The organism is Nocardiopsis sp. NPDC055551, from assembly GCF_053619415.1.
In genome coordinates, this window is record NZ_JBSHJJ010000004.1 from 294243 (window position 1) to 314677 (window position 20435).

Here is a 20435-nt window from a genome sequence, read left to right on the forward strand (position 1 = left end):
CCGGTTAAGGGTGTCGTAAACCCAGCGATACGCTCGCCTTAGTCTCGTGCCGAGAACGCGCGCACCCCCGCCCATGGCGGTGATGTGCGGGAACCCGGCCGAGGGTCCGGGGATACGCCGGGCCGCGCCTCGTAGCCAGCCGGGAGGAAGTCCCTCGCGGGCGACCTGGCCCGGCTCCGCGAGACGGACGAGCGTTCCGGGAGGCACGCCTGGCACAACACGCTGACCAGGTGAGCCCATGAGCGGCACCTCGACCGGTTCGCGATAATGTTTCCCCCTGAAAAGCTTTGGATACTTAGGCCGCCCGTGGAGGATCCGCGGGCTTCACCGCTGGGAAGGCAATCCGTGAGTCCGACCCGCCAAAAAAATCGGCGCTCGACACTGCGCCGATGGGCACCACGCGGCGCCGCGCTCGCCGTGTTGGGGCTGGCCGCGACCGGCTGCGCGTCGAACGAGCTCACTCGTTTGGGCATGCCGGAACCGATCACCGAGCAGGCCGAGCGTGTTCTCGCGCTCTGGCAGGGCTCGTGGGTCACCGCTTTCGCGGTCGGCATTCTCGTATGGGGACTGTTCATCTGGACGATCCTCTTCCACCGCAAGCGCTCTGAGCAGTTGCCGCCGCAGGTGCGGTACAACATGCCCATCGAAGCGCTGTACACCGTGTTGCCGATCGTCGTCATCTCGGTGCTCTTCTTCTTCACCGCCCGAGACCAGGCGTACCTGATGGAGACCGAAGAGCCCGCGGACGTGCATGTTGAGGTCGTGGCCTTCCAATGGGCCTGGCAGTTCAACTACATGGACGACACCAAGGAGAACGGTGGGGAGGTGCTCCACTCCGAGGTGGGTATCCCCAACCCGGACGGCACCGCCGACCGCTCCACTCAGCCCACCCTCGTCCTGCCCGAGAACTCGGTCGTCCACTTCGACCTCCACTCTCCCGACGTCATCCACTCCTTCTGGATCCCGGCGTTCGGTTTCAAGATGGACGTCATCCCCGGACGCGACAACGCGTTCCAGGTCGACATGACCGAGGGCACCGAGGGCACGTACGTCGGTCGTTGCGCCGAGCTGTGCGGTGTCGACCACACCCGCATGCTCTTCAACGTCGAGGTCCTGCCGCAGGACGAGTACGAGGCCTGGGACGCCGAACAGGAACAACTGGCCTCCGAGGAGGCCGACGCCGAGGGTCTGGTGGAGGATTCCACCGACTCGGCCGAGGGTTCCGGGGCCGAGGGCACCGGGGCCGAGGGCTCCGGCGCCGAGGCGACCGAGGAGAATGACGAGTGATGAGTACGACGGCAACCGAGGCGACCAAGCCTCGCACCGATGGTCAGGCACCGTCGCGCAAGGGGTCGCTCCTCGTCAACTGGATGACGTCGACCGACCACAAGATCATCGGGTACATGTACCTGATCACCTCCTTCGCCTTCTTCCTCTTCGGCGGGGTGCTGGCGGTCCTGATGCGTCTGGAGCTGTTCTCGCCGGGCATGCAGTTCATGTCCAACGAGCAGTTCAACCAGCTGTTCACCATGCATGGCACGATCATGCTGCTGATGTTCGCGACCCCGCTGTTCGTCGGGTTCGCGAACGTCATGATGCCGATTCAGATCGGTTCGCCCGACGTGGCGTTCCCGAGGATGAACCTGTTCGGCTACTACCTGTTCCTCTTCGGTAGCCTCATCGCGATCAGCGGGTTCCTGACCCCGGGTGGCGCGGCCAGCTTCGGTTGGTTCGCCTACACCCCGCTGTCGGACGCGGTGCGCTCTCCCGGACTGGGCGGCGACCTGTGGATCCTGGGCCTGGCCGTGTCCGGTCTGGCCACCATCCTCGGTGCGGTCAACTTCATCACCACCGCCCTGTGCATGCGCGCACCCGGTATGACGATGTTCCGCATGTCGATCTTCACCTGGAACGTGGTCCTGACCAGCGTCCTGGTGCTCATCGCCTTCCCGGTCCTGACCGGAGCCCTGATCGCGCTGGGCGCCGACCGCATGGTCGGTACCCACGTGTTCGACCCGGCGCACGGCGGCGCCATCCTGTGGCAGCACCTGTTCTGGTTCTTCGGTCACCCCGAGGTGTACATCATCGCGTTGCCGTTCTTCGGTATCGCGACCGAGATCCTGCCGGTGTTCAGCCGCAAGCCGATCTTCGGTTACAAGAGCCTGGTGGCGGCCACCATCGCCATCGCCGGCCTCTCCGTGACCGTGTGGGCGCACCACATGTTCCCGACCGGCGCGGTGTTGTTGCCGTTCTTCTCGTTCATGACGTTCCTCATCGCGGTACCGACCGGTGTGAAGTTCTTCAACTGGATCGGCACGATGTGGCGGGGGCAGCTCTCCTTCGAGACGCCGATGCTGTTCACGATCGGCTTCCTGGCGACCTTCCTCTTCGGTGGTATCACCGGCGTCATCCTGGCCTCGCCGCCGCTGGACTTCCACGTCACCGACTCCTACTTCGTGGTGGCGCACTTCCACTACGTGGTGTTCGGCACCGTGGTGTTCGCGATGTTCGCGGGCTTCTACTTCTGGTGGCCCAAGTTCACCGGCAAGATGCTCAACGAGAAGCTCGGCAAGTTCCACTTCTGGCTGCTGTTCCTGGGTTTCCACGGCACGTTCCTGGTGCAGCACTGGCTGGGTGTGGCGGGCTTCCCGCGTCGTTACGCCGACTACCTGCCCGACGACGGGTTCACCGAGCTGAACCAGATCTCCTCGATCTCCTCGTTCGTCCTCGCCGCCTCGACGCTGATCTTCTTCTGGAACATCTACGTCACCGCGAAGAAGGCGCCGATGGTGGAGGTGGACGACCCGTGGGGTTACGGCTGTTCCCTGGAGTGGGCCACGTCCTGCCCGCCGCCCAGGCACAACTTCACGTCGCTGCCGCGGATCCGGTCCGAGCGTCCGGCCTTCGACCTCAACCACCCGCACGTCGCGGCCCCCGGTGCCGTCGCCGCCGGTGCCGAGAAGAAGTAGGAGGCGGCCCATATGAAGATGCAGGCCTACCTGTTCATGGGGATCGCGACCTTCTTCGGTCTGGTCGGTGCCCTGTACATCTACTGGTCCTACCTGGAGACCGGCCAGATCGAGTGGGCCGGTTCCACCATCCTGATCATCGGCATCGGCTTCGGCTGGATGATCGGGTTCTGGCTCTGGCAGTCGGCTCGCCGTAGTGAGCACCACCACGGGCTTCCCCCCGAGGAGCGCCTCGACGGTGAGATCGCCGAGAACTCCGGCGAGTACGGGTTCTTCAGCCCGCACAGCTGGTGGCCGATGTTCGTCGCGCTGGCCGTCGCCTTCACGGCGGTCGGTATGGCGATCGGTTGGTGGATGCTGTTCCTCGGCTTCCTGGCCATCATCCTGACCACGATCGGCTGGGTCTTCGAGTACTACCGCAAGGAGTTCCAGCACTGAGATCGACCCCGGAGGCGATTGCTCTTCGAGGGAAGATGATCACCCAGGGTAAGATGTGAGTGTCACCGCCCCGGTGGCCGGCCACGCGTCCGTGTGACGCGTGCCGGGCACCGGGGCCGTTGTTTTATCGTTGCCCGAAGGGCACGGAAAGGCTCCGGCCCTGGCCGGACGCTCCGGTGCGCCGACCGAATGGACGTTGGAGGACTGTGTGAAGCGACGAGCCCACTCACGAGGGGCCCTGGCCATGGCCGTGCTCGTCCTGCTCACCGCCTGCAGCACCGATGAGGAGCCGGAGACGGACGAGCAGGCCACCGAGGAGGCCGGTCCCGAGGTCACCATCACCCCCGAACCGGGAGCCACCGAGATCGCGCCGAACACCCCGGTCCGGGTCGCGGCCGAGGGCGGGACCATCACCGACGTGCGGATCGACCAGGTCGACCCGTCCGAGGCGTCCGAGGCGGGCGACGGTGAGGCGGAGGGGGCGGAGGAACCCACGGTCCACGACGTCACCGGCACCCTCAACGAGGCCGAGGACGCCTGGGTGGCCGATTGGAACCTGCATCCCGGTTCGGCGATCACCGTGACCGCGACCGCCACCGACGCCGAGGGCGAGGAGACCGAGGTCGTCTCCGAGTTCACCACGCAGGACACCACGGAAGGGCAGAGCCTCGAACTGGTCTCCAACTTCCCCACCTCGGGGCAGACCGTCGGGGTGGGCATGCCCGTGATCATCAACTTCGACCTGCCCGTCACCAACAAGGAGCAGGTGGAGAACTCCATGGAGGTCATCTCCGAGGAGGAGGCGCAGGGGGCCTGGAACTGGGTCTCCGACCAGATGGCGGTCTTTCGACCGGAGGAGTACTGGGAGCCCTACCAGGAGATCGCGGTCGACCTGCACCTGGCCGGGGTGGAGGCCTCCGACGGTGTCTTCGGGGTGAGCGATCACCGCATCGAGTTCGAGGTCGGTAGGGAGATGATCTCCACGATGCATGTCCCCGACCACGAGATGGAGGTGTCCGTCGACGGTGAGAACGTCCGCACCATCCCGGTGAGCAACGGGGCCGCCGACGAACGCTTCAACACGACGACCTCCGGTGTCCACCTCACCATGGAGAAGTACGAGTCCCTGGTGATGGACTCCGCCACCGTCGGAATCGAGGAGGGGGAACCCGGTCACTACCGACTGGACGTCGACTGGGCGGTGCGCACCTCCAACAGCGGCGAGTTCTCCCACGCCGCCCCTTGGAACGCCGGCAACCTGGGCAGCGCCAACACCTCCAACGGGTGCACCAACATGACCGTCGAGGACGCTCGTTGGTTCCACGACGAGTCGCTGATGGGCGACGTCCTGGAGACCACCGGTACCGACCGCGAGCTGGAATGGGACAACGGCTGGGGCTTCTACCAGCGCTCCTGGGAGGAGTGGCTGGAGCAGAGCGCCACCGGTGAGCCCCAGGGCACCGACGGGTCGGGAACCCCCGGGGACGTCCATGGGGAGGACCTCTAGGAGGCAGGGGCCACGGGGACGCCTCAGATCCCCTCAGGGCCTCTCAGGAGGTCGTCAAGGCGACTCAGGGTCTGATCCCAACCCCACTCCCGGGTAACCCATTCGCGGCCGCGTGCGCCCATCAGGGCGGCGCGGTCGCGGTCTTTCAGGAGTCGAATGAGCGCTCGGGCTGCGGGACCGGGCAAGGATCCGTCCACCACGTGCCCGGTCTCGCCCTCCAGGACCGTGTCCGGGGCGCCGCCCGAGGACCCCGCCACCACCGGCAACCCGGTGGCCGACGCCTCCAGGTAGACCATCCCCAGGCCCTCCACGTCCAGCCCGCCCCGCCGGGTCCGACACGGCATGGCGAACACGTCGCCCGCGTCGTAGTGGGCGGGCAGGTCCTCGGCCCGGACCGGGCCGGTGAAGCGCACCGAGTCCAGCCCGGCGGCGGCCGAACGCAGCCGGGAGGCGTAAGGACCCTCGCCCACCAAAAGCAATACCGCGTCGGGGACGTCCGCCAGCACCCGCGGCCAGGCACGGATCAGGGTGTCCTGCCCCTTGCGCGGCACCATGCGCGAGACGCACACCACCACGGGGCGTTCGCCCAACCCCAGACGTTCGCGCACCTCCTCGCCTCCGGCGCCGGGCCGGAAACGGTCGGTGTCCACGCCGGGGGCCAACCGGCGCATGCGCGCGCCGGCGGCGGGGGACAGGGAGCGCGCCAACCGGCGTCGGGTGTATTCGCCCAGGTAGGTGACGGTGTCCACGGTGTCGCCGATCCGTCGCAGCGCCGTGGCGGGCCCGGGTAGGACGGTCCAACCGGTCTCATGCCCGTGGGTGAGCGCGACCTGCCGCAGGGGACGCAGGTGGGCCGCGGCCAACCCCAACGGGGCCGCGGCGCCGTAGAGCACGGAGTCGCACCCTTCGAGTTCGGCGATCACCCGCGCCCGTCGCACCACTCGTGGAGTGGGCAGCAGCACCTTGGCCGCGTCCCGCACGATCGGGAAGGGCTGACGGAGGTCGAAGTGGGGGTCGGCCGCCTGGTCGGCGGCTTGGGGGGAGGAGCAGTAGACCACGACCGACCCGGGCCGGTGGCGCAGGGCGAGCTCGTGCACGAAGGACTCGATGCCGCCCGCGCGGGGTGGGAAGTCGTTGGTGATGATCAGGGTTCGCGACACCCTGGTGAGTCTAGGGGGAGTTTCCTCGGGGGTTGCGGAAAGACGCCTCGGGCCCGTGGCGAACGCACCACGGGCCCGGGCGAAGCGGAGAGGCGACAGGTCACGGCCGCACGGCGGTGGTGAAGCTGGAGCGGTAGTAGTCGTTGAGGGTGACCGTGCCGATGGGGCGCGAGGACGTGGAGGCGTGCACCATCACGTTGTCGCCCGCGTACAGGCCCACGTGGGTGGGGCTGGCGCCGTAGAAGAACATCAGGTCTCCGGGCTGCATGTTCTCCCAGGACACCCGCTGTCCGGCGTTGACCTGGTCGTAGGTGGTGCGCGGCAGGTTGACGCCCGCCTGGGCCCAGGCGGCCTGGGTCAGCCCGGAGCAGTCGTAGCCGCCCGGTCCGGTGCCGCCCCAGACGTAGGGCTTGCCGATCTGGGCGTAGGCGAAGTCCAGGGCGACCTGGGCGTTGCCGGTGGCCGGGCCGGTGTAGTTCGCACCGCCGCCGCTGTCGCCGCCGCCGCTCCCACTGTCGTTGCCGACGTTCTCGGTGGCCTCGGCCTGTTCCTCGGCGGAGAGTTCTTCGAGCAGTTCCTCCTGCTCGGCGATGGAGGCCTCGGCCTCCTCGGTGGCCTCCTCCGCGTCCTCCAACGCGTCGGCGGCGCTCTCCTCGGTGGACTCCGCCTCCTCGCGCAGGGACTCCAGGTGCTCCAGCTCGTCGACGTACTGATCCAGGCCGGCCTGCTGCTGCTCGGACAGGTACGTGAGATCGGCCTGGTGCTCCAGGGCCTCCTCGGGGCCGGTAGCGCCGATCAAGTGGGTGGGCGAGGTCGGATCGACACCGGTGTAGGCGATGTTGGCCAGGCTACGTACCCCGCCGCTCAGCTCGTCGATGGTCTCCTCGGCGGTCTCGATGTCGCCGAGCAGTTCTTCGAGCTTCTCCTCCGCGGCCTCGTGCGCCTCCTGGGCGTCGTTGTAGGCCGCGTTGAGCTCGATGAACTCCTCTTCGAGACTCTCGATCTCCTCTCGCACCTCGTCGGCGGTCGGCTCGGCGTGCGCCACGGCGGTGGGGGCGAGGAAGGCCCCGACGCAGATCGAGGCGATGACGGCCGATCGGCGACCGGAGGCGCCACGGAATGCAGACACTGGCAACACCTTTCTCCCCTCGTCCCGGATGAGGCGGGAACAAGGGAGTGCACCGGGCGGGACCAAGTCGAAGAGGTCGACCGAAAGGCTGCGGGGAGTGACCCGGCCCGGACGTGGTCGTCACCGACGGGGTTCGGTGAAGAGGAGCGACCACGCTCGGCGATGAACATTAGTGCATCCCTTGGGCCGCTCTCAACTGATTCGTGACGTTCCGGTGCATCAGGCGGCCTGTCCGAAACTCCTGACTTGCCGTTACCCGGTGTCACCGCGAAACGAAAAAAGGCCGCCGTCCCGGAAGGGACGACGGCCTCGACGAGTGTCGGCGCGGCGCGCTACAGGCGCACGGCGAACTCGAACTGACCGGCCCAGTAGGCGGCCAGTCCCACGACCTCGATGTTGCGGCCCGTGCGAGGGGCGTGCACCATCTGGTTGTTGCCGGCGTAGAGACCGTTGTGGGCCTGGCCGGAGAAGAACATGATGTCGCCCGGCTGGAGCGAGCCCATGTCGTTGATACGGGTGCCGAGCCCGGCCTGGGCGTAGGTGGTACGCGGCAGGTCCACGCCCGCGGCCCGCCAGGACGCCTGGACCAGACCGGAGCAGTCGTATCCGTTGGGGCCGGTGCCGCCGTAGACGTAGGGCAGGCCCACCTTCGAGTAGGCGAAGTCCAGGGCGCTGGAGGCGTTGCCGCTGCCCTCGTGGGACTGCCCGGCGCTGTCGTCGGCGCCCTCGCCGGAGCTGTCCGCGTCGGGGAACTGCGCGAGGAGTTCCTGCTGCTCCTCGATGGCGGACTCGACCTCGTCCTTGGCCTCCTCGCTCTCCTCCAAGGTGTCCTCGGCCTCGTCGAGGGACGTCTCGGCCTCGTCCTTGAGTGCGAAGAGACGCTCGGAGGAGTCACCGAAGTCGTCGAGTTGGGACTGCTGGGCGTCCGACAGGTAGTTCAGGTCGGCGTTCTGCGCCAGCAGGGCCTCGGGGCCGTCGGAGGTGAGGATGTTCGTGGTGGAGTCGAGCTCGCCGCCCTGGTAGGTGGCGTTGGCGAACTGCTGGACCTGCTCGCGCAGCTCGTCGTAGCGATCCTGCTCGTCCCCGACCTGTTCGTCGAGTTCGTCGTAGGCGGCCTTGGCCGTCTCGTAGTCCTCTTCGGCCTGGTTGTAGGCCTCGACTGCCTCCGAGGCCTCCTGGTTCAGTTCCTCGATGCGGTCCTCGACCTCGTCCTGGGTCGGTTCCGCATGGGCGATGCCGGGGGCGATGAAGGTGCCGGCGGCGACCACACCGAGGCCGGTCGTAGCGATTCGGCGAGCAGTACGCCGACCACCGGGGTTCTTCATGGCGGTCCACGCTCCTTGAGTGTCTGAGAAGTCCGCAGGGGTGACTGGGAGACGGAAAGGGTAGGGGGCCCACGCCTTGAGGCGGGCCGACATGAGTGTGCGGGCCCTCGCCGGGGTGGGGTGGCACAAAGGTGGCCTTCTACCCGACGAAGCACTCACGTTCGGGATGAACCTAGCGGACGCGCCTTCCCCTCTCAACCACAACGAGCCTCGGTCACCACCACGCTCGGTGGTGACCGTGGTCACAACAGGCGCGTTCTCAATCGAGTCTTCGCAGGAAGATCAGGGAGGGGACGGCCCGAGCGCCGACCCCGCGCACCGCCTGGACGATCTCCTTGTCGGATGTCACAACGGCGATCGGCCGGCCCGGGGGCTCGGCCCGCACCAGCCGGACTATGACCTCGTCCGCGGTCTCCCCGGGCGCGCTGAACAACAATCGGACCCGGCGGCTGGGCGTCACCGGGGGAGTGTCCACGTCCGCGCCATCGAACACACAGGTGATCTCCGCCTTGGTGCGACTCGCCAGCCCCTCCAACGAGGCGAGCAGGCGATTGCGCTGATCGGCCAACGGCAGGTTTCCGTAGCCGGTCTTGGTGACGTTGTAGCCGTCCACCAGCAGATGAACCCGAGGCACGGTCAACAGGTGGTCCAGCAGACCCGGGTCGTCGTCGGGCAGCCCGCCCAAGGACACCCGACGCTGTTCCTCATGGGCCTCGGCGACCAGGTCGGCGGGGCTGTCCAGGCCGGTGGGAAGCGCGAGCTCGCGACGCAGTCCGTGTGAGGCGTCCACCAACACGTCCAACAGCACACGCAGACGCGCCTCGTCGGCGTTGCGGCCGGCGCGCACCGCGCGGCGGGAGTTCTCCACCTGGGCCTCGGCGTCGGCCAGCCGGGAACGCAACCGACGGTTCTCCACTTCGAGGCCGCTGATCCGCCCCTCGGTCTCGTCCCGACGGTCCCGGATCTCGGACAGGACCTGTTCGGCCTCGGCGGTGGCCGTCTTGGCGCGTTGACGCTCGTGATGCACCTTGCGGCGCAGCTCGGCGATCTCGGCGCGCTGCTCGACGATGGTGGCGCGCTGTCGCTCCAGGTCCGTCTGGAGGCCGCGGCGGGCCTCCTCCAGCTCCCGGCGTACGCTCTCCAGCGCCTCGGCGGCCTCATCCACCTCCTTGGCGCTGTGCCGACGGTCCAGTTCGAGGTGGACGTCCTCGATGATCCCGGCCCACCCGGGGGGACGCAGCAGGTACGCGCAGGCGGCCACCGTCACCGGATCGGCGGCGGGCGGGACCACCCCGGACCGCATGCCCTCGGCGAGTTCGGGCCACACCTGCTCCACGCGAGCGGCGACCAGACCACGAAAGTCCGCGTCGGTCTCCAACTGCGCGGCGATCTGCGGTCCGGCCAGTCGTGCGCGTCGACGGGGCTCGAACCTGGCCACCCTGCGCAGCACGGGCGGCAGGTCCGACGCGCGCATGCCGCCCAACACGTCGGACCCGTACTCCACGACCCGCGCGCGCACCGGCTCGGGCAGGGAGCGCACGAGGTGCTCCTCACCGTCCTCCCGCTCGGAGCGGTCCTCCTCGCCGGAGCCGCCCGTCACCGGGCCGGGGCTCATGACCGACCCGTCGGGCTCTCCGCCGAAGTGTCGGGGACCGACTGTTCGGCGTCAGGACGGGGGACGATCTCCACACTGTCGGTGGCGCCGCACCAACGGCACTTCACCCGTTCGATCGTCTCCGCCAGCACGGTGCGCTCCTCGACGGCGCCGGCGCCGGACAGCTCCTGGTGCACGTAGTCCTGCGAACGCACGGTGCGCGTCACGTCGAACCGCGTGAGATTGCCGCACCCGGTGCATCGCCAACGCTCATCGTCACCCGGCATCGCGATCCCCACGGTTCCTCCTCGGTGTCGTTGCCTGTTCGTGGCGGCCGTCGCCGGACCCATCGGTCACTCGACGTCGGGACCGCCCACGCCCACATCTTTCCATGTCGGGTGGGTCGACCGGCATCCCGGACGGGTTCGGTCGTCACCCCCGACTAACCTGACCGCGTGGTTGGACAGCCCGCGACGCCCTTCGGCGACCAGACCAGCATCGACGACCTCGGCACTCCACTGGCCGGGGCCACCTTCGTCGTGGTCGACCTGGAGACGACCGGAACCAGCGCCTCCAAGTCCCGGATCACCGAGATCGGGGCCGTACGCGTTCGCGGCGGCGGGATCATCGGCGAGTACACCACCCTCGTCGACCCGGGAATGCTCATCCCGGCCAACATCACCCTGCTGACCGGCATCACCCAGGCGATGGTGGCCACGGCCCCGCCGATCGAGAAGGTCCTGCCGGAGCTGCTCGCGTTCCTGGAAGAGGCCCCCGGCACCGTTCTGGTCGCCCACAACGCGCCCTTCGACACCGGTTTCCTCAAGGCCGCCTGCGAACGTGCGGGCCTGGAATGGCCGGCGCCCCCGGTGGTCGACACCCTGCGCCTGGCCAGGGCCCTGCTCCCCGCGCCCCAGGTCCGTAACCACCGGCTGGGCACGCTCGCCACCTACTTCGGAGCCCACGTCGCCCCCACCCACCGGGCGTTGGACGACGCCCGCGCCACCGTGGACGTGCTAAACGGGCTCATCGAACGCCTCACCCCGCTGGGCGTCACCAGCCTGGAGGAGTTGCGCTCGGTCGCCAAACCCGCCACCCGCGCCCAGCGGGCCAGACGCCACCTGGCCGAGGACCTGCCCGAACGCCCCGGCGTGTACGTGTTCAACGATGCCCAGGGGCGCAGCCTGTACGTCGGCAAGAGCAACAACCTGCGCCGACGAGTGGCCTCCTACTTCACCGCGGCCGAATCGCGCCGCCGCATCCGGGAGATGGCCGGCCTGGTGGTGTCGGTGACCCCCATCGTGTGCACCACCGACCTGGAGGCCTCGGTCCGCGAACTGCGGATCATCGCCGAACGCAAACCACCGTTCAACCGTCGCTCCCGCAACCCGGAGAACGCCCGCTGGGTCAAGCTCACCACGGACACCTACCCCCGGCTGTCGGTCGTGCGGGCGGTTCGTGACGACGACGCCCCCTACCTGGGCCCCTACAACTCGGCACGCGAGGCCGAGGAGGCCAAGGAGGCGCTGTTGCACGCGCTGCCGCTGCGCCAGTGCACCCACACCTTCGCCCCGCCCGAACGGGTGGTCCCCAAGTGCGTGCTCGCCCAACTGGGCCGCTGCGGCGCGCCCTGCGACGGCACCGAGCCCCTGGACGCCTACACGGTCCACTCCGAGGCCGCCCGCACCGCCATGACCACCGACCCGGCCGTGGTCTTGGACGCCCTCACCGGACGCATCCACGAGCTGTCCGAGGACCTGCGCTACGAAGAGGCGGCGAGCCTGCGCGACCGCCTCATGGCCTTCCTGCGCGGCGCCCGCCGAGTCCAACGGCTCACCGCCATCGCCGCGGTACCGCACCTGGTCGCCTCACGCCCCGGCGCCACCGGATGGGAGACGATCGTGGTCCGTCACGGACGCCTGGCCGCGAGCGCCGTCCTCACCCCGGGCACCGACCCCACCGCTTTCCTGGCCTCCCTGGTCGCCACCGCCGAACGCGTCCCGCCCGGTCACGGGCCGGTCCCCAACGCCACCGCGGGGGAGAGCGAACTGATCCTGGACTGGCTCGTCACGCCCGGCGCGCGCCTGGTGGAGGTCGAAGGTGAGTGGACATGCCCGTTGCGGGGAGCCGAAGCGCACACTCGGATGACACACTGGGCCCATGGCCGCGCTTCCACTCAATGACGACCACCCCGTCCGCCGCGCCCCGGTCGTGGCCTACGGCCTGATCGCGGTCAACGTGCTCGTCTACCTGCTCTCCCCGCAGGCCGCCACCGCCGTCTGGTATCCCGTCGACCTGTTCGAACGCGTGTGTTCGATCGACGCGTACTTCATGCGCTGGGGCGCCATCCCCGACGAGATGCTCGGACGGGTCGACCTGGCCGAACCGTTGACCCCCGAATGCGGACCCATCGACGGCAAGGTCGTCTGGTTCTCGGTGCTCAGCTCGATGTTCCTGCACGGCGGCTCCGCCCACCTTCTCGGCAACATGGTGTACCTGTTCGTGTTCGGTCCCGTCGTCGAGGACCGGCTCGGCAAGGTCCGTTTCCTGCTGCTGTACCTGGCCACCGGGGTGGTCGCCGCGTTCGGGCACGCGCTGGTCGACCAGGACGGCGGGATCCCCATGATCGGGGCCTCCGGGGCCATCTCCGGGGTGCTCGGCGCCTATCTCGTGGTCCAGTTCCGAAGCCGGGTCACCACCCTGGTGTTCGGGGTGATCCCGATGCGTCTGCCCGGGTGGGCCGTGGTGGGAAGCTACTTCGCGCTTCAGTATCTTCTCTACGTCACATCCTCGACCGCCCCGGGCGGCGGATCCAGCGTGGCCTACGCGGCACACGTCTACGGCTTCGTCGCGGGGGTGATCGCGGGACTGGCGGTCTACCGACTGCGGTGGCGCTCCGGAACACGCCTATCGGACGTGTACTAGGGGTGTCTCGTCCCGCACATGCTCTACCAACGCCAGGAGGCACAGTGATCACCGCGATCGTCATGATCAAGGCCGACGTCCACCGCATCCCCGAGGTCGCCGAGGCCATCGCCGACATCGACGGGGTCAGCGAGGTCTACTCCGTGACCGGCGGCGTCGACCTCATCGCCATGGTGCGGGTCCGGCGCCACGAGGACCTGGCGGACGTGATCCCCGGCCGGGTCAACAAGGTGCCCGGTGTGACCTCCTCCGACACCCACATCTCCTTCCAGACCTACTCCAAGCACGACCTGGAGTCGGCCTTCGCGATCGGTTGGTAGACCCGGTCGGGCAGGCGAAAACACGAGGGGCGCGGTGGATCGGAATCCACCGCGCCCCTCCTCGTCCTCGAAGGCCCCCACAGGCGGCCCAGGCGCCTCAGACGCCCTTGGCGAGCTCCTGACTGGCGCTCACCCAGGTCTCCAGCAGTCGCCGCGCCGCGCCCTCGTCCACCGCGGCCGCGGCCCGATCGTAGCCGGCGCGAACCGCCTCGGTCAGGTCGCCCTCGATACCGTCGACCGCCGCCAGCGCGGCCCCGGCGTTGAGCAGCACCGCGTCGCGCACCGGGCCGGGCCGACCCGCCACCATGTCGCGCACCGCCTGGGCGTTGAAGTCCACGTCGCCGCCGCGCAGGGCGTCGGGCGCCGAACGCGCGATGCCCAGGTCCGTCGGGTCCAGCCGCTCCTGACGCGCCTCACCGTTGCGGACGACCCACACGGTGGAGGTGGTGGCCGTGGTCAGCTCGTCCAGACCGTCGTCGCCGCGGAACACCAGCGCCGACGAACCACGGCGGGCGAACACCCCCGCGATCACCTCGCACATGCGCTCGTCGAACACGCCGATGGCGGAGGTGGTGGGCTGCGCCGGGTTGGTCAGCGGACCCAGGAAGTTGAACACGGTCGGCACCGCCAGCTCACGGCGCGGCTTGGCCGCGTACCGCAACGACGGGTGGAACAGCGGAGCGAAGCAGAAGGAGATGCCGGCCTCCTCGGCCAGCCGTACGGTCAGCTCCGGCGGCAGGTCCAGGACCACACCGAGACGCTCCAGCACGTCGGCCGTCCCACACGAGGACGACGCCGCGCGGTTGCCGTGCTTGACCACCCGGGCACCCGCGGCCGAGCTCACGATCGCCGCCATGGTGGACACGTTCACGGTGTGCGCGCGGTCGCCGCCGGTCCCGACGATGTCGAGCGTGGGCCCGGGCACCTCGATACGCACCGCGTGTTCGAGCATGCCCTGGGCGAGACCGGTCACCTCGGACACCCCCTCGCCCTTGGCGCGCAGGGCGATCGCGAACCCCGCGACCTGGGCGTCGGTGGCCGAACCCGACATGATCTCGTTCATCGCCCACTCGGTGTCGGCCGCGCTGAGGGAGACCCCGCCCAGCAGGGCGGTGATCAGGTTGGACCAGGTCCGCTCCTGGACGGCGGAGGTCTCCTGGGCGTTGGTATCGAGCGCGTTGTTCTCGGCCGGCGCGGCCGAGGGAACGGGGACGTTCATGTGGACTCCTGGCGGAAGGGCGTGGAAAGGAAAAGGGGCGCCGGCGGCGGGCACACGAGTGCGCCCGCCCCGTTCAGCGTCCCCGGGCGAAGGAGAGGGCGTTGTAGGCGCGGCCGCGCCATCGCCCGATGTCGGCGCCGTGGTTGAGGGCTCCGCCCATCACCAACCGACGGCGCAGGTCTCTCTCGCCGTTGTCCTTTACGGCCGTCAGCCGGCCGTGCGCGTCACGCCCCACGGTCGTCGTCACCCCGTGAGCGCGACCGCACGCCGGCGCATGAGCTCGGCCAGTGCCTGGGCGAGCGCGACCGGGTCGATGGGGTGGCTCACCACCTGGTCGGCCTGCGACCAGGTCGCGAGCCAACGGTCGTCCCGCCTGCCCACCAGGAGCAGGATCGGCGGGCCCTGGAAGATCTCGTCCTTGACCTGGCGGCACAGGCCCATCCCGCCGGTGGGCGCGGCCTCACCGTCGAAGATGGCCACGTCGATGCGCTCGGCGGGGTCCTTGGACTCCAGCTTGCGCAGGGCGCCGGGCGCGGTGGCGCACTCGACGAACTCGACCTTGGGGACATCGGTGGCGGGCCGGCGGCCGATGGCCGTCCGGACCTGCTCACGGGTGTCGGCCTTGTCGCTGTAGACCAGCACGCGCATCCTGGCGCCCGTGTCCGTACCGCTCATCGCGCAACCGTCCCATCGCGTCAGCCCTCGGTCGCGGCCATGGGGGGTGCGACCGTGGCGTTCGTTGACTGTTTCCACTCCGACTCTATTGCCTCATGCTCCCGCGCCCCGGATGAGGGTGGGTGGACGTTGAGGCGTTGAGACCTTGGACACCACAGGATGCCAGGATCTCGGGGCCCTTCGTTCAGGGCCTCCCGAGGTGACGTTGTCCAAAGGTGATTCTTTCGATGCCGGGCCGTTGTTTTTGAAGGGTTCGGGGGGCTTTCGAGGGGGTACTGAACGTCTCGGAACGCCTCAGCCGCGCAGGTTCGCGCCACTTCTCGCGTGTAAGCGCGTGGCGTGCCCCGGATCACGAGCGGGGCCGCTACAGTAACGCCCGAGTCACGACCACACCGTCACCCGAGCCGCAGAGGATGGCCGATCCCGGGCCTGATCCGTCGCCTTACGGGGGGTCGAGTACGGGTCTTCGCGGGATGCCGTAATAATGCTCCCGTGGCGACAGCAACCGCGAACCCAAAAACAGCAACCGCATCAGCGCATGGTGCGGCAAAGCGTCCTGACCTGGTGAGTGTTGGCACCATCGTGTGGCTGGCCAACGAACTCATGTTCTTCGCCGCGCTGTTCGCGATGTACTTCACCATCCGATCGGTGACCAACGGGAACCCCGAGCTCGGCGAGTGGGCGGACGTCCACCTCAACGTGCCGTGGGCCTCGACGATCACCATTGTCCTGGTGGCTTCCAGCTTCACCGCGCAATTCGGCGTTTGGGCCGCAGAGCGCGGCGACGTCAAGAAGCTGCGCATGTGGTTCTTCATCACGTTCTTCATGGGCCTGTTCTTCATCCTTGGACAGGCTTATGAGTACTACGAGCTCATCGTCCACGAGGGGCTGACTCTCCAGTCGAGCGCCTACGGGTCGATGTTCTACCTGACCACGGGCTTCCACGGACTCCACGTCATCGGTGGTCTGATCGCGTTCCTCATCATGTTGGGACGCACGTACGCCGCGAAGCGCTTCACTCACCAACAGGCGACCAGCGCGATCGTCGTGTCCTACTACTGGCACTTCGTCGACGTCGTCTGGGTCGCTTTGTTCTTCACCATCTACTTCATCCAGTGACCCGAAACGGGGAAACCGTGAAATGGATTACCGCGCGGCGGCGGCATCCCCTGGCGGGGTATGCCGTCGTCATCCTCGCGCTAGCCCTGTTCGGGGTGGGATTCGCCGCTCTGGCCCCCACCTCGGACGAGGCGCGTGCGCAGACGCTCTCGGCCGAGGCCCCGTCCCCCGAGGACGTGGACGTGGCCAACGGCAAGGCCATCTTCGACCAGACGTGTGCGAGCTGCCACAACTACGACGGGAGTGGCACCTACACGGACGAGGACGGTAACCGGGAGATGACCAACGGCCCCGACCTCCGTGAGGTGGGGCCGGCCGCCGTCGACTTCCAGGTCAGCACCGGCCGTATGCCGTCGATGGACCCCGATTCCCAGATGCCCCGCAAGGACATGGTCATGTCCGAGCAGGACCTGGCCGACCTGATCGCCTACTACAACGAGTCGATCAGGACCGACGACATGGGGGCCGACATCCCCTATGACGTCCCGGCCGCCGCTCCCGAGCGCGAGAACTTCGAGGACGAGGAGTCCTACGAGATCGCTCTTGAGGAGTACGAGACCGATTACGACGCCTACATCGAGGGCGCCGACGACGTCGACATGGGCATGAAGCTCTACCTGACCAACTGCGCGCACTGCCACAGCTGGTCCGGTGGCGGCGGTGCCCTGACCGACGGTCGTTGGGCTCCCGAGATCCATGACTCGACTCCGCGTGAGATCTACGAGGCCATGGTCAGCGGACCCGGCGCCATGCCGATGTTCAGCGACGGCGTCATCACCCCCGAGGAGAAGCAGGAGCTCATCTCCTACGTGAAGACGCTGCAGGCGGAACCGAACGCCGGTGGCATCTTCGACCTGGAGCGTGTCGGCCAGGTCGCGGAGGGATTCATCGGATGGACCATCGGTCTGTCCCTGATCATCGCCTGCGCGATCTGGATCACGGCGAAGCAGCGTGCCCATGACTGAGAACAACAACGACAACAACGAGGCCGGTGCCGACGAACGTGTCGTCGGCACCCCGGCGGACACCGACGACGTGGTGACCGAGACCTCGGCTCACTCCGAGAGTGAGCACAACGGGCCGTACCTGGCCTCGGAGACCCACAAGCGCCCGGAGGAGCAGCAGCGTCGAGGCGAGAAGCTGGCCTCGGTGTGGTTCCTCATCGCCTTCCTCGGCGGTATCGGGTTCTTGGTCTCCTACTTCCTCTTCCCGCCGAACGCGGCGGGGGAGCCGGCGATCGCGGACCCGCAGATCGGCCAGTACTCGAACATGCTGCTGGGTGGCACGCTCACCCTGGCGATGTTCGCCATCGGCGCCGGTATGACGGTGTGGGCGCGCAACGTGATGCCCCACTACGAGGTGGCCTCTCCCTACGACGAGCTTCCCTCCAGCGAGGAGGAGAAGAGCTCCTTCAGCGAGTTCTTCATGAAGAGCGCCGACGAGAGCGGCTTCACCAAGCGTCCGCTGATGCGCCGTACGCTCATCCTGGCCATGCTGCCGCTGGGTCTGGCCCCGATCGTGCTGCTGCGCGACACCGGGCCCCTCCCCGGCGACCAGATGAAGGAGACCCGCTGGGTCGACGGCATGCGCATGTACGTCGAGGGCACCCACCGTCACCTCAAGGCCGAGGACCTGGAGAACGACCCGTACGGGATGATCTCCGCGCTCCCGGCCTTGGACGACGAGGGGTATCCGCACGGGATGAGCCTCACCGACCAGGCCAAGTCCGTCATCTTGCTCATCAAGGTGCCGGAGGACGACTGGAAGCCCGGCATGGACACTCCCGTCCGTGAGGGCAGCGACGAGACCCACATGAACTGGACCCACCAGGGCATCGTGGCCTACTCGAAGATCTGCACCCACGTCGGTTGCCCCGCGGCGCTCTACGAGCGCACCACGCACAGGATCCTGTGCCCGTGCCACCAGTCCACGTTCGACGCCACCGACGCCGCCAAGGTCGTCTTCGGACCGGCCCACCGGCCGCTGCCGCAGCTGCCCATCGGCGTCGACGACGAGGGTTACCTCGTCGCCCGAGGTGACTTCAACGAGCCGACCGGGCCGACGTTCTGGGAATACAAGGACTAGTCGATGAGTAAGACCACGCAAGCACCCAAGGCGCTGCGCGGCGTCGGCAACTTCATCGACGACCGCTTCCACCTGGCCAAGACCGGCGAGAAGAACCTGCGCAAGGTCTTCCCGAACCACTGGTCGTTCATGCTGGGTGAGATCGCGCTGTACTCGTTCATCATCCTGCTCGTCACCGGCGTGTTCCTCACGCTCTGGTTCAAGCCGAGCATGCTGGAGGTCGTCTACGACGGCTCCTACGAGCGCCTCCAGGGCGTTCCCATGAGTGAGGCGTTCGCCTCGACCCTGCACATCGACTTCGATGTCCGGGGCGGGTTCCTCGTTCGACAGATCCACCACTGGGCCGCCCTGATCTTCGTGGCCTCGCTGGTGGTGCACATGCTCCGTGTGTTCTTCACCGGCGCGTTCCGCAAGCCGCGTGAGATCAACTGGCTCATCGGTGTCGCCATCTTCTCCCTGGCCATGGTCGAGGGCCTCTTCGGCTACTCGCTGCCGGACGACCTGCCCTCGGGCATGGGTGTCCGCATCCTCCAGGGCGTGATGCTGGCGATCCCGTTGGTGGGCTCCTACATCTCGATGTTCCTGTTCGGCGGGGAGTTCCCCGGCGAGGACATCATCACGCGCCTGTACATGCTGCACGTGCTGCTGCTCCCGGCGATCCTGCTGGCGCTCATCGTGGCGCACTTCATGATCCTGTGGCACCAGAAGCACACGCAGTATCCAGGGCAAGGGCGAACGGACAAGACCGTGGTCGGAACACCCATGTTCCCGGCCTTCGCGGTCAAGGCGGGTGGATTCTTCTTCTTCACCTTCGCCGTGATCGCCGGTCTGAGCGCGTTCGTCCAGATCAACCCGATCCACCTGTTCGGCCCCTTCAGCCCGACGTCCATCACCTCCGGTCTCCAGCCGGACTGGTACATGGGCTTCATGGAGGGTTCGCTGCGCATCTTCCCGAACACGCTCGACTTCACGATCCCGATCGGCCAGGGATACCCCATCATCACGGCGGTGCTGATCCCGGGCCTGGGCGTCATGGGTCTGCTGTTCGGCGCGCTCGCGGCGTGGCCGTTCATCGAGCAGTGGATCACCGGTGACAAGCGTGCCCACAACGTCGCCGACCGTCCGCGCAACGCCCCGACCCGTACGGCTCTGGGCGTCGGCGGCATCGTCTTCTACGGCGTGCTCTGGCTCGCCGGTTCGAACGACATCCTGTCGGAGACGTTCTCGATCGACCTGTACCTGACCACGTACATCTTCCGTGTGCTGATCTTCGTGGGTCCGGTCCTGGGCTACATCATCGCCAAGCGGATCTGCCTGGGCCTGCAGCGTCGTGACCGGGAGACCCTGGAGCACGGCTACGAGAGCGGCATCATCCAGCAGCTCCCCAGCGGTGAGTTCATCGAGGTCCACAAGGAGAGCTCGGCGGAGACCACCCACGTGCTGGAGAGCAAGCCGGTCATCTCCTCCACCGCACTGGAGGAGCCCGAGACCGACGACAAGGGTGTGGAGAACCCCAACGCCCGCAAGGGCATGGGCCGGTTCCGTCGCGCCCTGGCCCACTGGTACACGAAGGACAACATCTCCTTCGAGGGGGTGGAGGCCCACACCGGGCACCACCTGCACCATGGAGCCGAGAACGAGGACAAGGACCACTAGAGTCCATCGGGGTACGCCCCGAACAGTCGAAGGACCCGGCCGCCGAGCGCGGCCGGGTCCTTCGCGTTCCCACCCGACTTCGAGGCGCTGTATCGCACGCTGCGACCTCGGACTCCGTCTGGGTTGATCCGGGCCCGAGGTTCACGCCCGGACCACTCCCAGGGGTCTTACGGCGCCTTCTGGCCGCCCCGGGTACGAAGAGAGGGGGGGGGGGGCCCCCCCCCCCCCCCCCCCCCCAAAAAAAAACAACCACCCCCCCCCCCCCCCCCACCCCCCACAGAAGCGGGGCAGAAAAGGAAAAAAACGAGTGCGAC

General features: G+C 67.9%; 19 protein-coding genes. 11 read left to right on the forward strand and 8 right to left on the reverse strand.

Annotation, left to right across the window (positions count from 1 at the left end; translation table 11 throughout):
- Nucleotides 1-345: 345 nt before the first annotated feature.
- The 4 genes from ctaC (at nt 346) to ACWGSK_RS09930 (ending at nt 4914) form a co-directional block, all read left to right on the forward strand.
- Nucleotides 346-1287, forward strand: coding sequence for an aa3-type cytochrome oxidase subunit II (gene ctaC / locus ACWGSK_RS09915; protein WP_452455662.1), 942 nt, complete (start codon nt 346-348; stop codon nt 1285-1287).
- The gene (gene ctaD / locus ACWGSK_RS09920) at nt 1287-2969 is read left to right on the forward strand and encodes an aa3-type cytochrome oxidase subunit I (RefSeq protein ID WP_452455663.1); all 1683 of its coding nucleotides are present in this window, start codon (nt 1287-1289) and stop codon (nt 2967-2969) included. The genes ctaC and ctaD overlap by 1 nt, the downstream gene beginning before the upstream one ends.
- Before the next feature lie 12 nt (nt 2970-2981).
- Nucleotides 2982-3407: a cytochrome c oxidase subunit 4 gene (locus ACWGSK_RS09925; protein ID WP_358515442.1), complete on the forward strand. Its 426-nt coding sequence runs from the start codon at nt 2982-2984 to the stop codon at nt 3405-3407.
- Between the two features lie 244 nt (nt 3408-3651).
- Nucleotides 3652-4914, forward strand: a complete 1263-nt coding sequence (locus tag ACWGSK_RS09930; protein WP_452455705.1) for an Ig-like domain-containing protein — start codon at nt 3652-3654, stop codon at nt 4912-4914.
- A gap of 23 nt (nt 4915-4937) precedes the next feature.
- Here the strand turns inward: ACWGSK_RS09930 and ACWGSK_RS09935 are convergent, their stop codons facing one another.
- The 5 genes from ACWGSK_RS09935 to ACWGSK_RS09955 form a co-directional block, all read right to left on the reverse strand.
- Nucleotides 4938-6074, reverse strand: coding sequence for a glycosyltransferase family 4 protein (locus tag ACWGSK_RS09935; protein ID WP_358515436.1), 1137 nt, complete (start codon nt 6072-6074; stop codon nt 4938-4940).
- A gap of 100 nt (nt 6075-6174) precedes the next feature.
- On the reverse strand, nt 6175-7203 hold the full coding sequence (locus ACWGSK_RS09940) for a C40 family peptidase (RefSeq protein ID WP_358515434.1): 1029 nt from the start codon (nt 7201-7203) through the stop codon (nt 6175-6177).
- Nucleotides 7204-7535: 332 nt separating this feature from the next.
- The gene (locus ACWGSK_RS09945) at nt 7536-8528 is read right to left on the reverse strand and encodes a C40 family peptidase (RefSeq protein ID WP_358515433.1); all 993 of its coding nucleotides are present in this window, start codon (nt 8526-8528) and stop codon (nt 7536-7538) included.
- Between the two features lie 259 nt (nt 8529-8787).
- Entirely contained in the window at nt 8788-10143 is a 1356-nt protein-coding gene (locus tag ACWGSK_RS09950) for an NYN domain-containing protein (RefSeq protein WP_358515431.1), read from the reverse strand.
- A complete protein-coding gene (locus ACWGSK_RS09955) occupies nt 10140-10421 on the reverse strand; it encodes a hypothetical protein (protein WP_358515429.1) in 282 nt (93 codons plus the stop codon). Before ACWGSK_RS09955 ends, ACWGSK_RS09950 begins: the two co-directional genes overlap by 4 nt.
- 156 nt (nt 10422-10577) lie before the next feature.
- On the opposite strand from ACWGSK_RS09955, the gene ACWGSK_RS09960 reads away from it, so the two are divergent.
- From ACWGSK_RS09960 to ACWGSK_RS09970, 3 genes are read left to right on the forward strand one after another with little or no spacing between them, the layout of a single operon-like run.
- Nucleotides 10578-12305, forward strand: a complete 1728-nt coding sequence (locus ACWGSK_RS09960) for a DEDD exonuclease domain-containing protein (protein WP_452455664.1) — start codon at nt 10578-10580, stop codon at nt 12303-12305.
- A complete protein-coding gene (locus ACWGSK_RS09965; RefSeq protein ID WP_358515424.1) occupies nt 12283-13047 on the forward strand; it encodes a rhomboid family intramembrane serine protease in 765 nt (254 codons plus the stop codon). Before ACWGSK_RS09960 ends, ACWGSK_RS09965 begins: the two co-directional genes overlap by 23 nt.
- A 44-nt stretch (nt 13048-13091) precedes the next feature.
- On the forward strand, nt 13092-13367 hold the full coding sequence (locus ACWGSK_RS09970; protein ID WP_067606568.1) for an Lrp/AsnC family transcriptional regulator: 276 nt from the start codon (nt 13092-13094) through the stop codon (nt 13365-13367).
- A gap of 97 nt (nt 13368-13464) precedes the next feature.
- On the opposite strand, the gene trpD is transcribed toward ACWGSK_RS09970, so the two are convergent.
- From trpD to ACWGSK_RS09985, 3 genes are all read right to left on the reverse strand, one after another.
- Complete coding sequence (gene trpD, locus ACWGSK_RS09975; protein WP_452455665.1) at nt 13465-14586, reverse strand: anthranilate phosphoribosyltransferase; 1122 nt, start codon at nt 14584-14586, stop codon at nt 13465-13467.
- Between the two features lie 73 nt (nt 14587-14659).
- The gene (locus ACWGSK_RS09980) at nt 14660-14833 is read right to left on the reverse strand and encodes a hypothetical protein (protein WP_358515418.1); all 174 of its coding nucleotides are present in this window, start codon (nt 14831-14833) and stop codon (nt 14660-14662) included.
- Complete coding sequence (locus ACWGSK_RS09985; protein WP_358515415.1) at nt 14830-15261, reverse strand: hypothetical protein; 432 nt, start codon at nt 15259-15261, stop codon at nt 14830-14832. The genes ACWGSK_RS09980 and ACWGSK_RS09985 overlap by 4 nt, the downstream gene beginning before the upstream one ends.
- 492 nt (nt 15262-15753) lie before the next feature.
- Between ACWGSK_RS09985 and ctaE the strand changes: the two genes are divergently transcribed.
- From ctaE to qcrB, 4 genes are read left to right on the forward strand one after another with little or no spacing between them, the layout of a single operon-like run.
- On the forward strand, nt 15754-16380 hold the full coding sequence (ctaE, locus tag ACWGSK_RS09990; RefSeq protein WP_190318526.1) for an aa3-type cytochrome oxidase subunit III: 627 nt from the start codon (nt 15754-15756) through the stop codon (nt 16378-16380).
- 17 nt (nt 16381-16397) lie between these two features.
- Nucleotides 16398-17345, forward strand: coding sequence for a cytochrome bc1 complex diheme cytochrome c subunit (gene qcrC / locus ACWGSK_RS09995; RefSeq protein WP_452455666.1), 948 nt, complete (start codon nt 16398-16400; stop codon nt 17343-17345).
- Nucleotides 17338-18465: a cytochrome bc1 complex Rieske iron-sulfur subunit gene (qcrA, locus tag ACWGSK_RS10000; RefSeq protein WP_358515411.1), complete on the forward strand. Its 1128-nt coding sequence runs from the start codon at nt 17338-17340 to the stop codon at nt 18463-18465. Before qcrC ends, qcrA begins: the two co-directional genes overlap by 8 nt.
- Nucleotides 18466-18468: 3 nt before the next feature.
- Entirely contained in the window at nt 18469-20121 is a 1653-nt protein-coding gene (gene qcrB / locus ACWGSK_RS10005) for a cytochrome bc1 complex cytochrome b subunit (RefSeq protein ID WP_358515408.1), read from the forward strand.
- The last annotated feature ends 314 nt before the right edge of the window (nt 20122-20435 follow it).

What these genes read in the sequence shown, in the direction of transcription:
- ctaD (WP_452455663.1), top strand. Translation starts at nt 1,287, where the DNA reads ATGAGTACGACGGCAACCGAGGCGACCAAGCCTCGCACCGATGGTCAG.
- ACWGSK_RS09925 (WP_358515442.1), top strand. Translation starts at nt 2,982, where the DNA reads ATGAAGATGCAGGCCTACCTGTTCATGGGGATCGCGACCTTCTTCGGT.
- ACWGSK_RS09930 (WP_452455705.1), top strand. Translation starts at nt 3,652, where the DNA reads ATGGCCGTGCTCGTCCTGCTCACCGCCTGCAGCACCGATGAGGAGCCG.
- ACWGSK_RS09945 (WP_358515433.1), bottom strand. Translation starts at nt 8,528, where the DNA reads ATGAAGAACCCCGGTGGTCGGCGTACTGCTCGCCGAATCGCTACGACC.
- ACWGSK_RS09950 (WP_358515431.1), bottom strand. Translation starts at nt 10,143, where the DNA reads ATGAGCCCCGGCCCGGTGACGGGCGGCTCCGGCGAGGAGGACCGCTCC.
- ACWGSK_RS09965 (WP_358515424.1), top strand. Translation starts at nt 12,283, where the DNA reads ATGGCCGCGCTTCCACTCAATGACGACCACCCCGTCCGCCGCGCCCCG.
- trpD (WP_452455665.1), bottom strand. Translation starts at nt 14,586, where the DNA reads ATGAACGTCCCCGTTCCCTCGGCCGCGCCGGCCGAGAACAACGCGCTC.
- ACWGSK_RS09985 (WP_358515415.1), bottom strand. Translation starts at nt 15,261, where the DNA reads ATGAGCGGTACGGACACGGGCGCCAGGATGCGCGTGCTGGTCTACAGC.
- qcrA (WP_358515411.1), top strand. Translation starts at nt 17,338, where the DNA reads ATGACTGAGAACAACAACGACAACAACGAGGCCGGTGCCGACGAACGT.
- qcrB (WP_358515408.1), top strand. Translation starts at nt 18,469, where the DNA reads ATGAGTAAGACCACGCAAGCACCCAAGGCGCTGCGCGGCGTCGGCAAC.